Raw genomic sequence first — 13,054 nt, forward strand, 5'->3', positions numbered from 1 at the left:
TGCCCGCCTGTCGTGCGCGGGCCAGTCAGGCGCGACTCACCCAGACACTGGCAGGAACATTCCATGACGGACGCCTTCGAACTCCCGCACTCGCTGGTCCAGGCCCTGGCGCAACGCGCCGCCCAGACCCCGGAGCGCATTGCCTTGCGCTTCCTCGCTGATGCGCCCGGCGAGCAGGCGGTGCTCAGTTACCGAGACCTCGACCAGCGCGCGCGGACCATTGCCGCGGCGTTACAGGCCAAGGCCGGGTTTGGCGAGCGTGCCATCCTGTTGTTTCCCAGTGGGCCGGACTATGTCGCGGCGTTCTTCGGTTGCCTGTACGCCGGGGTGATCGCCGTGCCGGCCTACCCGCCGGAGTCTTCGCGCCAGCACCATCAGGAACGCCTGCTGTCGATCATCGACGACGCCGAGCCGCGCCTGCTGCTGACGGTAGAGGCGCTGTGTGACAGTTTGCAGGGCCTCGAAGCCCTGGCCGGGGTCAACGCCCCGGGCCTGCTGGCGGTGGACCGTCTGGATCCGCAGCTGGCCGTGCAGTGGCGCGAGCCAGTGCTGCAAGGCAGTGACATCGCCTTCCTGCAATACACCTCCGGCTCCACCGCGCTGCCCAAGGGCGTGCAGGTCAGCCACGGCAATCTGGTGGCCAACGAACAGCTGATCCGCCACGGTTTCGGCATCGACCTGAACCCGGACGACGTGATCGTCAGCTGGTTGCCGCTGTACCACGACATGGGCCTTATCGGTGGGCTGCTGCAGCCGATCTTCAGTGGCGTGCCCTGCGTGCTGATGTCGCCGGGCTATTTCCTCGCCCGGCCATTGCGCTGGTTGCAGGCGATCAGCGAGTACGGCGGTACCATCAGTGGCGGCCCGGACTTCGCCTACCGCCTGTGCAGCGAGCGGGTCAGCGAGGCGGCGCTCGCCGGCCTGGACCTGAGCCGCTGGCGCGTGGCCTATTCGGGGTCCGAGCCGATCCGCCAGGACAGTCTCGATACCTTCGCTGAAAAGTTTGCCGCCTGCGGCTTCACGGCCAGCAGCTTCTTCGCCAGCTATGGCTTGGCCGAGGCCACCCTGTTCGTCAGTGGCAGCCGCCGTGGCCAGGGTATTGGCGCGCTGGAACTGGATGCCGAGGCCTTCGCCGCCAACCGTGCCGAGCCCGGCCGGGGCAGCGTACTGATGAGCTGCGGCTACCCGCAGCCGGGCCATGCGGTGTGCATTGTCGACCCGCAGCGCCTGGAGGTGCTGGAGGACAACCGGGTTGGCGAGATCTGGGCCGGCGGCCCGAGCATCGCCCTGGGCTACTGGCGCAACCCCGAGGCCAGCGCGCGGACCTTTGTCGAGCGTGACGGCCAGACCTGGCTGCGCACCGGCGACCTGGGCTTCATGCGCGATGGCGAAGTGTTCGTCACCGGGCGCCTGAAGGACATGCTTATCGTCCGTGGTCAGAACATCTACCCGCAGGACCTGGAAAAGACCCTCGAGCGTGAAGTCGATGTGCTGCGCAAGGGCCGGGTGGCGGTGTTCGCCGTCGACGACCAGGGCGAGGAGGGCATCGGCGTGGCGGTGGAGATCAGCCGCAATGTGCAGAAGGCGCACACGCCAGAGGCGCTGATCAATACCTTGCGCCGGGTCATTGCCGATGCCTGTCGCCAGGCACCGGCCGTGGTGTTGCTGCTCAACCCGGGCGCCTTGCCCAAGACCTCCAGCGGCAAGCTGCAGCGCTCGGCCTGCCGCCTGCGCATGAACGACGGCAGCCTGGATATCTATGCGCGGTTCCCGACGGCGCAAACGGAGCAGGGCAACGGCGTGGCCGGTGACGACCTGCAGGCACGGATCGCGGGTATCTGGCGTGAACTGCTCAAGGTCGAGGCGGTGGCGGCGGACGATCACTTCCTGCTGCTGGGCGGCAACTCCATCGCGGCCACCCAGGTGACCGCACGGCTGGGCGACGAACTGGGCATCCAGCTCAGCCTGCGCACCTTGTTCGAAGCACCGACCCTGGCCGAATACAGCGCCGCCGTGGCGGCCGTCCTCGCCGAAGGTGGCAGCGCCGCCGGCACCATCGCAACCCAGGCCCGCGACCAGGCCCTGCCGCAGTCCCTGGCACAGAACCGCCTGTGGCTGTTGTGGCAGCTGGAGCCGCAGTCCGCCGCCTACAACATCCCCGCTGGCCTGCACCTGCGCGGCGAGCTGGATGTCGCTGCGCTGGAGGCCAGCTTCCAGGCCCTGGTGGCACGCCATGAATCCCTGCGCACGTTGTTCGACGAAGTCGACGGCCAGGCCGTGCAGCGCATCCTGCCGAGCCAGGCGTTCACCCTGCGTCATCTGGACCTTGAGGGGCAGTCTCCCGCCGAGGTGGCTGCGCGCCGCGAGGATGAGGCGCAGCAGCCGTTCGATCTGCGCCAGGGCCCGCTCCTGCGGGTGACCCTGGCCCGCCTGGACGACGAAGAGCACCAGTTGTGGGTGACCCTGCACCATATCGTCGCCGACGGCTGGTCGCTGAACATCCTGCTGGATGAGTTCGCCCGTTTGTACGCCGCCCAGGGCCAGGCCGTGCAACTGCCCGCACTGACGCTGGGCTACGCCGACTACGGCCAGTGGCAGCGTCAGTGGCTGGCCGATGGCGAGAGCGCCCGCCAGCTCGACTACTGGAAGAACAAGCTGGGTGATGAACTGCCGGTGCTCGACCTGTGTACCGACCAGCCCCGCGCCAGCCAGCAGCACACCCGTGCCGCGCGCCACAGCCTCAAGGTGCCGGCGGCACTGACCCACGCCCTCAAGGACCTGGCACGCGACCAGCAGGCCAGCCTGTTCATGGTCCTGCTCGCCGGCTGGCAGGCCCTGCTGCACCGCTACAGCGGCCAGGGCGACATCCGTGTCGGCGTGCCCAACGCCAACCGCCCGCGCCTGGAAACCCAGGGCATGCTCGGCTTCTTCATCAACACCCAGGTGCTGCGCGCCGAACTCGACGGCCGCCTGCCGTTCGCCGGGCTGCTGGCCCAGGCGCGCCAGGCCACCCTGGAGGCCCAGGCCCATCAGGACCTGCCGTTCGAGCAACTGCTCGAGGCGCTGCCGCAGGCCCGTGAACAAGGCCTGTTCCAGGTCATGTTCAATCACCAGCAACGCGACCTGTCGGCCTTGCGCCGCCTGCCCGGCCTGCTCGCCGAAGAGCTGCCCTGGCACAGCCGCGAAGCCAAGTTCGACCTGCAGCTGCACAGCGAGGAAGACCACCAGGGCCGCCTGACGTTGGCCTTCGACTACGCCGCCGGGTTGTTCGAGGCAGCCACCGTCAAGCGCCTGGCCAGCCATCTGCTGGCCTTGCTCGAGCAGGTCTGCGCCGAGCCGCAGTTGGCCCTTGGCGAAGTCCGCCTGCTCGACGAGCAGGGCCGCGCGCAACTGCTCGGCTGGGGGCAGGCGTCGATGGCGAGCGCGCCGCGCCTGCTGGTCGAACAACTCAACGAACAGGCCCGCCTGAGCCCCGAGCGCACCGCGCTGGTGTGGGACGGTGGCCAGCTCAGCTATGCCGAGCTGCACCAGCAGGCCAACCGCCTGGCGCACTACCTGCGCGACAAGGGCGTCGGTCCGGACACTTGCGTGGCGATTGCCCTGGAGCGTTCGCCGCAACTGCTGGTCGGCCTGCTGGCCATTCTCAAGGCCGGTGGCGCCTACGTGCCGCTGGATACCGACTACCCGGCCGAGCGCCTGGCCTACATGCTCGGTGATTGCCAGGCCGGCCTGCTGCTCAGCCACAGCAGCCTGCTCGACAAACTGCCGCAGGTCGAAGGCGTGAGCGCCATCGCCCTCGACCAGCTGCACCTGGACAGCTGGCCAAGCCAGGCCCCTGGCCTGCACCTGCATGGCGACAACCTCGCCTATGTGATCTACACCTCCGGCTCCACCGGCCAGCCCAAGGGCGTGGGCAATACCCATGCTGCGCTGGCCGAGCGCCTGCAGTGGATGCAGGCCACCTACGTGCTGGATGACAGCGACGTGCTGATGCAGAAGGCGCCGATCAGCTTCGATGTGTCGGTGTGGGAGTGCTTCTGGCCGTTGGTCACCGGTTGCCAGCTGGTCCTGGCCGGCCCCGGCGAACATCGCGATCCGCAGCGCATCGCCCAGTTGATCCAGCAACACGCGGTGACCACGCTGCACTTCGTGCCGCCGTTGCTGCAGGTGTTCGTCCAGGAGCCGTTGGCCGCCGGCTGCACCAGCCTGCGCCGGTTGTTCTCCGGTGGCGAGGCGCTGTCCGCCGCCTTGCGTGACCGCGTGCTGCAACTGCTGCCACAGGTGCAACTGCACAACCGCTACGGCCCGACCGAAACCGCGATCAACGTCACCCACTGGCACTGCCAGGCGAACGATGGCGAGCGCTCGCCCATCGGTCGCCCGCTGGGCAACGTGCTGTGCCGGGTGCTGGACGATGAGTTCGAGTTGACCGTGCCGGGCGTGCCTGGCGAGCTGTGCCTGGGGGGCGCGGGCCTGGCCCGTGGTTACCTCGGCCGCCCGGGGCTGACCGCCGAGCGCTTCGTGCCGCAGCCCGATGGCGACGGCGCACGCCTGTACCGCAGTGGCGACCGCGCCCGCTGGCATGTGCAGAGCCAAGCCCTGGAGTACCTGGGGCGCCTCGATCAGCAGGTGAAGGTGCGCGGCTTCCGCGTCGAGCCGGAGGAGGTGCAGGCGCTGCTGCTGGCCGAGCCGGGTGTCGCCCAGGCACTGGTGCTGGTCCACAAGGATGCCGTCGGTGCGCAACTGGTGGGCTATTACAGCGGTGTCGAGCAGAGCGAGGCGCTGCTGGCCGCATTGGCCGAGCGCCTGCCGGCGTACATGGTGCCGGCACAACTCATTCATCTTGCGCAGATGCCCCTGGGGCCGAGCGGCAAGGTCGATCACAAGGCGCTGCCGGCGCCGGTCTGGCAGCAACGTGAACATGTCGAGCCGCAAAGCGCGTTGCAACAACAGGTCGCGGCGATCTGGCGCGAGGTGCTGGGCCGGCCGCAGGTCGGCTTGCAGGATGACTTTTTCGCCCTTGGCGGCCACTCCTTGCTGGCCACCCAGATCGTCTCGCGCACCCGCCAGGCGCTGGATGTCGAGTTGCCGCTCAAGGCCTTGTTCGAGGCCAGCGAGCTGGGCGCGTTCTGCGCCGAGATTGCCCGTCTGCAGGGCAGCGGCGCACGCAACCTGCAAGGCGCCATCGCCCGTGTCGACCGCCGCCAGGCCGTGCCGCTGTCGTACTCGCAGCAGCGCATGTGGTTCCTCTGGCAGATGGACCCGCACAGCCCCGCCTACAACGTCGGCGGCATGGCTCGCTTCCAGGGCCTGCTGCATGTGGACGCCTTCGAGCGCGCCCTGCATGCCCTGATCGTCCGTCATGAAACCCTGCGCACCACCTTCCCCAGCATCGACGGCAAGCCGTACCAGTGCGTGGCCGATGACAGTCACGTGCAACTGCACTGGCACGACTTCAGCGCCCTGGCCGCTGACGCCCGCCAGCAACGCCTGCAACAACTGGCCGACGACCAGGCGCACCAGCCGTTCGACCTGGAGCGCGGCCCGCTGCTGCGCGCCTGCCTGGTCAAGGCCGGCGAGCGCGAGCACTACTTCGTCCTGACCCTGCACCATATCGTCACCGAAGGCTGGGCCATGGACATCTTCGCCCGCGAGCTGGGCGAGCTGTACGAAGCCTTCGTCGACGAGCGCGAGTCGCCGCTGGCGCCGCTGCCGGTGCAGTACCTCGACTACAGCGTGTGGCAGCGCCAGTGGCTGGAAGGCGGCGAGGGCGATCGCCAGCTGGCTTACTGGAAAGACCGCCTGGGCGACGAGCACCCGGTGCTGGCGTTGCCCGCCGACCGCCCACGCCCGGCGGTGCAGAGCCACCGCGGCGAGCTGTACCGCTTCGACCTGGATCCGGCGCTGGTCAAGCGCGTGCATGCCTTCAACAGCCAGCGCGGCTTGACCTTGTTCATGACCATGACCGCCACCCTGGCCGCGCTGTTGCATCGCTACAGCGGCCAGCGCGACCTGCGTATCGGCGCCCCGGTGGCCAACCGCATCCGCCCGGAAAGCGAAGGGCTGATCGGCGCCTTCCTCAACACCCAGGTGCTGCGTTGCGAACTGGACGGGCAGATGAGCGCCGGCGCGCTGCTCGACCAGGTGCGCCAGACCATCATTGATGGCCAGTCGCACCAGGACCTGCCGTTCGAGCAGTTGGTCGAGGCCCTGCAGCCACCGCGTTCGAGCGCCTACAACCCGCTGTTCCAGGTGATGTGCAACGTGCAGCGCTGGGCTTTCCAGCAGAGCCGTGAGCTGGTCGGCATGCAGGTGGACTACCTGGTCAACGACGCCAGCGCCACCAAGTTCGACCTGTACCTGGAGGTCACCGACCTCGACGGCCGCCTGGGCTGCTGCTTCACCTACAGCCGCGACCTGTTCGATGAACCGCGTATCGCGCGCATGGCCGAGCACTGGCAGCAGTTGCTGGTGGCGCTGATCGACGATCCGCAGCAGCGCCTGTGCGAACTGCCGATGCTGGCTGACGCCGAGCAGCAGGTGCTGATCGGCCAGTTGCAGGGCGAGCAGGACTTCGCGCTGGATAAGACGCTGCACGGGCTGTTCGCCGCCCAGGCCGAGCGTACCCCGCAGGCCCTGGCCCTGACCTTCGCCGGCCAGCACCTGAGCTATGCCGAGCTCGACCAGCAGGCCAACCGCCTGGCCCGCGCCCTGCGTGAGCGCGGTGTCGGCCCCCAGGTGCGGGTGGGCCTGGCGCTGGAGCGCTCGCTGGAAATGGTGGTGGGCCTGCTGGCCATTCTCAAGGCCGGTGGCGCCTACGTGCCGCTGGATCCGGAATACCCACTCGACCGCCTGCGCTACATGATCGAGGACAGCCGCCTCGGCCTGCTGATCGGCCAGCGGGCGTTGCTCGACACCTTGGGCGAACTGCCGCCGGGCGTTGCCCGCTGGAGCCTGGAGGACGATGCCGCGATCCTGTCCGCTTACAGCGACGCAGCCCTGGACAACCTCAACCTGCCGCAACACCAGGCCTACCTGATCTACACCTCCGGTTCCACCGGCAAGCCCAAGGGCGTGGTGGTCAGCCACGGTGAAATCGCCATGCACTGCAAGGCGGTGATCGCCGAGTTCGGCATGCGCAGCGACGACTGCGAGCTACATTTCTATTCGATCAACTTCGACGCCGCCAGCGAACGCCTGCTGGTGCCGCTGCTGTGCGGCGCCCGCGTGGTGCTGCGCGCCCAGGGCCAGTGGGGCGCCGAGGAAATCTGCCAGCTGGTGCGCGAGCAGCAGGTCAGCGTGCTCGGATTCACCCCGAGCTACGGCAGCCAGCTGGCCCAGTACCTGGCCGGGCAGGGCGAGCAATTGCCGGTGCGCCTGGTGATCACCGGCGGCGAGGCGCTGACCGGGGAACACCTGCAGCGCATCCGCCAGGCCTTTGCCCCGCAACAGTTCTTCAACGCCTACGGCCCGACCGAGACCGTGGTCATGCCGCTGGCGTGCCTGGCGCCGGACACGCTGCCCGTCGATGCCGGCAGCGTGCCGATCGGCCGGGTGATCGGCGCGCGCACCGCCTACATCCTCGACGACGACCTGGCCCTGTTGCCACAGGGTGGCATCGGTGAGCTGTACGTGGGTGGCGCGGGCCTGGCCCAGGGTTACCACGACCGCCCGGGCCTGAGCGCCGAACGCTTCGTCGCCGATCCGTTCAGCCATGTCGGTGGCCGCCTGTACCGCACCGGCGACCTGGTGCGCCTGCGCGCCGATGGCCTGGTGGAGTATGTCGGCCGTGCCGACCAGCAGGTGAAGATCCGTGGCTTCCGTATCGAGCTGGGCGAGATCGAGAGCCGCCTGCAGGAGCACGCCGACGTCGAGGAGGCGGTGGTCCTGGCCCTCGACCTGCCGGGCGGCAAGCAACTGGTGGGTTACCTGGTGTGCCCGCAGGCCGGCGCCGACAGCGAGGCCCAGGCCCTGCTGCGCGAGGCGGTCAAGGCGGACGCCCGCCAGCACCTGCCGGACTACATGGTGCCGGCGCACCTGGTGCTGCTCGACAGCCTGCCGTTGATGGGCAACGGCAAGCTTGACCGCCGCGCGTTGCCGGCCCCGGATCTGGAGCAGGCGCGTCAGCACTATCAGGCCCCGGCCAACGAGCTGGAAAGCCAGCTGGCGCAGGTCTGGCGTGAAGTGCTCAACCTGCCGCGCATCGGTGTGCAGGACAACTTCTTCGAACTGGGCGGCGACTCGATCCTGTCGATCCAGGTGGTCAGCCGTGCCCGCCAGCTGGGGCTGCAGTTCACCCCGCGTGACCTGTTCCAGCACCAGACCATCCAGACCCTGGCGGCAGTGGTGACCCACAGCGAGGCGCCGAGCGCGATCGAGCAGGGTGCACGTCAGGGCAGCGCTGGCCTGACGCCGATTCAGCACTGGTTCTTCGACAGCGAAGTACCGCAGCCGCAGCACTGGAACCAGGCAGTGCTGTTGCAGGTGCGCCAGCCGTTGCAGGCCGAGGCGTTGGAGCGGGCCCTGGCCGCGCTGGTCGAGCACCACGACAGCCTGCGCCTGCGTTTCGGCCAGGCCAATGGCCGCTGGCAGGGCGAGTACACCCAGCCGGGTAGCCAGCCGTTGCTGTGGACCGCGAACGTGACCGACTTCGAGGACTGCCAGGCGCTCTATACCGACGTGCAGCGCAGCCTCGACCTTGCCGAGGGGCCGCTGTTGCGCGCCTTGCTGGTCATTGACGGGCAGGGCGCCCAGCGCCTGCTGCTGGCGATCCACCACCTGGTGGTCGATGGCGTGTCCTGGCGCGTGCTGCTGGAAGACCTGCAGGCGCTGTACCGCGGTGAAACCCTGGCCGCCAAGACCCATGCCATGGGCGACTGGGCGGCACGCCTGGCCAGTTACGCCGGCAGCGACTCGCTGCGCGACGAGCTGGGCTGGTGGGAAGGCCAGTTGGGCAACGCCCGCCGCGAACTGCCCTGTGACCATCCCCAGGGCGGCAACCTGCACCGTCATGCCCGCAGCATCGCCACCGAACTGGACGTCGAGCAGACCCGGCAGTTGCTGCAACAGGCGCCGGCGGCCTACCACACCCAGGTCAACGACCTGCTGCTGACCGCCCTTGCCCGCACCCTGTGCCAGTGGAGTGGCGACCAACAGGTACTGGTGCAACTGGAAGGCCATGGCCGCGACGGCTTGTTCGAGGACATGGACCTGACCCGCAGTGTCGGCTGGTTCACCAACGCCTACCCGCTGAGCCTGAGCCCGGAGATGGGCGAGGGCGAGTCGGCCCGTGCCGGGTCGATCAAGCGCATCAAGGAGCAACTGCGCCAGGTGCCGCACAAGGGGCTGGGTTATGGCGTGCTGCGCTACCTGGCCGACGAGGCCGGGCGCGAACGCATGGCCGCGCTGCCCCAGGCGCGCATCACCTTCAACTACCTGGGCCAGTTCGACCAGCAGTTTGACCAGGCGGCGTTGTTCCAGCCGCTGGACGCCCCCGCAGGTCTGGCCCATGACCTCGATGCGCCGCTGCCGAACTGGCTGAGCGTCGATGGCCAGGTCTACGGCGGCGCGCTGCAACTGCGCTGGAGTTTCAGCGCCGAGCGCTACGACGAAGCGACCATCGCCCGCCTGGCCGACGCCTACCGCCAGGAGCTGCTGGCCCTGGTCGGCCACTGCCTGGCGGACGGCAACGGCAGCTTCACGCCGTCGGACTTCCCACTGGCGCAACTGACCCAGGAGCAGATCGACACGCTGCCGATCCCGGCCGCCGAGATCGAGGACGTCTACCCGCTGACGCCGATGCAGGAAGGCCTGCTGCTGCATACCCTGCTCGAGCCGGGCACCGGCATCTACTACATGCAGGACCGCTACCGCATCAACAGCGCCCTCGACCCCGAACGCTTCGCCCAGGCCTGGCAGGCCGTGGTGGCGCGCCATGAGGCGTTGCGCGCCTCGTTCAGCTGGAACGCCGGCGAAGCGATGCTGCAGATCATCCACAAACCCGGCAAGACCGCCGTGGACTACCAGGACTGGCGCGGCCTCGACGAGCACGCCCAGGAAGCGCGCCTGCAAGCGCTGCACAAGGAGGAGCGCGAGGCCGGCTTCGAGCTGCTGCGCGAAGCACCGTTCCACCTGCGCCTGGTGCGCGTGGACGACGCGCGTTACTGGTTCATGATGAGCAACCACCACATCCTCATCGATGCCTGGTGCCGCTCGCTGCTGATGAACGACTTCTTCGAGATCTACCAGGCCCTCGGCGAAGGGCGCCAGGCCCAGTTGCCGGTGCCGCCGCGCTACCGTGACTACATCGGCTGGCTGCAGCGCCAGGATCTCGACGAGGCGCGCCAGTGGTGGCAGGCCAACCTGGCCGGCTTCGAGCGCGCCACGGCGATCCCCAGCGACCGTCCGCTGCGCCATGACCACGCGGGTGATGGCATGGTGGTGGGCGACTGCTACACCCGCCTCGAGGTGAGCGAGGGCGTACGCTTGCGCGAACTGGCCCAGGCCCACCAGCTGACGGTCAACACCTTCGCCCAGGCGGCCTGGGCCTTGACCCTGGCCCGTTATAGCGGCGACCGCGACGTCGTGTTCGGGGTCACCGTGGCCGGGCGCCCGGTGAGCCTGCCGCAGATGCAGCGCACGGTCGGCCTGTTCATCAACAGCATCGGCCTGCGCGTGCAGTTGCCGCAGCCGGGCGAGCGCAGCAGCGTGCGCCAGTGGCTGCAGGGTTTGCTCGATCGCAACATGCAGTTGCGTGAATACGAGTACCTGCCACTGGTGGCAATCCAGGAGTGCAGCGAACTGCCCAAGGGCCAACCGCTGTTCGACAGCCTGTTCGTGTTCGAGAACGCCCCGGTGGAAACTGCGGTGCTCGACCACGCCCAGCACCTGGACGCCAGCTCCGATTCGGGCCGCACCCACACCAACTTCCCGCTGACCGCAGTGTGCTACCCGGGTGATGATTTGGGCCTGCACCTGTCGTTCGACCAGCGCTACTTCGACTACCCGACCGTCGAGCGCCTGCTCGCCGAATTCAAGCGCCTGCTGCTGGCGCTGGTCGAGGGCTTCGAAGGCGAGGTCGGCGAACTGCCGCTGCTGGGGGCCGACGAGCAGCGTTTCCTGCTCGAGGACTGCAACCGCACCGAGCATGCCTACGCGCTGGAGCAGAGCTACGTCGAGCTGTTCGAGGCGCGGGTGGCCGCGCATCCGCAGCGCACTGTCGCTCGTTGCGAGGCGGCCGCTTACGACTATGCGGGCCTGAACGTGGCGGCCAACCGGCTGGGTCATGCCCTGGTCGCGGCTGGCGTGGCCATCGACCAACCGGTGGCGCTGCTGGCCGAGCGCGGCCTGGCGCTGCTGGGCATGATCGTCGGCAGTTTCAAGGCCGGCGCCGGTTACCTGCCGCTGGATCCGGGCCTGCCGGCGGCACGCCTGCAACGCATCGTCGAGCTGAGCCGCACGCCGGTGCTGGTGTGCAGCGCGGCCTGCGCCGAGCAGGCGCGCCAGCTGCTCGACGAGGTGGCGGGTGCGGCACGGCCGAAGCTGCTGGTCTGGGAAGAGGTGCAGGCGAGCAACGTGGCCAGCCACAACCTCGGCATTCACAGCGCGCCGGACAACCTCGCCTACGTGATCTACACCTCCGGCTCCACCGGCCTGCCCAAGGGCGTGATGGTCGAGCAGCGCGGCATGCTCAACAACCAGCTGAGCAAGGTGCCGTATCTGGCCCTGGACGAGCAGGACGTGATCGCCCAGACTGCCTCGCAGAGCTTCGACATCTCGGTGTGGCAGTTCCTTGCCGCGCCGTTGTTCGGTGCCCGCGTGGAGATCGTGCCGAACGCTATCGCCCATGATCCGCAAGGCCTGCTGAGCCATGTGCAGGCCACCGGCATCACCGTGCTGGAGAGTGTGCCGTCGCTGATCCAGGGCATGCTGGCCAACGATCACCAGGCCCTCGATGGGCTGCGCTGGATGCTGCCGACCGGCGAGGCCATGCCGCCCGAGCTGGCCGCCCAGTGGCTGCAGCGCTACCCGGCCATCGGCCTGGTCAACGCCTACGGCCCGGCGGAGTGCTCGGACGACGTGGCGTTCTTCCGCGTCGATGCCGCCTCGACCCAGGGCAGCTACCTGCCGATCGGCACGCCGACCGACAACAACCGCCTGTACCTGCTAGGCGAGGACCAGACCCTGGTGCCGCTGGGCGCGGTGGGCGAGCTGTGCGTCGCCGGTACCGGCGTGGGCCGTGGCTATGTCGGCGACCCGCTGCGCACCGCCCAGGCCTTCATCCCACACCCATACGGTGCGCCGGGCGAGCGCCTGTACCGCACCGGCGACCTGGCGCGGCGCCGTCCGGATGGCGTGCTGGAGTACGTCGGGCGCATCGACCATCAGGTGAAGATCCGTGGCTACCGCATCGAGCTGGGCGAGATCGAGGCGCGCCTGCACGAACAGCCGGAGCTGCGCGATGCCGCGGTGGGCGTGCAGGAGGGCGTCAACGGCAAGCACCTGGTCGGCTACCTGGTGGCGCACCAGGGCGTCAGTGCCGACGCTGCGCTGCTCGACCAGCTCAAGCAGCGCCTGCGCGCCGAGTTGCCGGAGTACATGGTGCCGTTGCACTGGGGCTGGTTCGACAGGTTGCCGCACAACGCCAACGGCAAGCTTGACCGCAAGGCGCTGCCGGCCATCGATATCGGTGGCCAGCACAGCCAGGCCTACCTGGCGCCGCGCAATGAGCTTGAAGAGACCCTCGCCGGCATTTGGGCCGATGTGCTCAAGACCGAGCGGGTGGGCGTGCGCGACAACTTCTTCGAGCTGGGCGGGCATTCGTTGCTGGCGACGCAGATCGCCTCGCGGGTGCAGAAGGCCCTGCAACTGAACGTGCCGTTGCGGGCGATGTTCGAGTGCAGCACGGTGGAAGAGCTGGCGGACTATGTGCGTGGTTTGCAGGACAGCGCGCTGGACGATGACAAGGTCGATCGGCTGAGCGACCTGATGGCGGAGCTGGAAGCGTTGTAACGGCCATCGCGGGGCCAGCCCGCTCCCACGTGGGAGCGGGCTG

1 protein-coding gene is annotated in these 13,054 nt (G+C 68.7%); it reads left to right on the forward strand.

Translation table 11 applies throughout. From position 1 onward, the window contains the following. Positions 1-63: 63 nt before the first annotated feature. Positions 64-13,011 (forward strand): non-ribosomal peptide synthetase, encoded by a 12,948-nt coding sequence (locus ABZO33_RS04280; RefSeq protein ID WP_414534979.1) that lies wholly within the window; start codon positions 64-66, stop codon positions 13,009-13,011. The last annotated feature ends 43 nt before the right edge of the window (positions 13,012-13,054 follow it).

It is taken from the genome of Pseudomonas sp. CAM1A (assembly GCF_047501685.1).
Classification (GTDB): Bacteria; Pseudomonadota; Gammaproteobacteria; order Pseudomonadales; family Pseudomonadaceae; genus Aquipseudomonas.

Bases quoted from the DNA above. Each gene is read 5' to 3' on its own strand.
- ABZO33_RS04280 (WP_414534979.1), top strand. From the start codon at position 64: ATGACGGACGCCTTCGAACTCCCGCACTCGCTGGTCCAGGCCCTGGCG.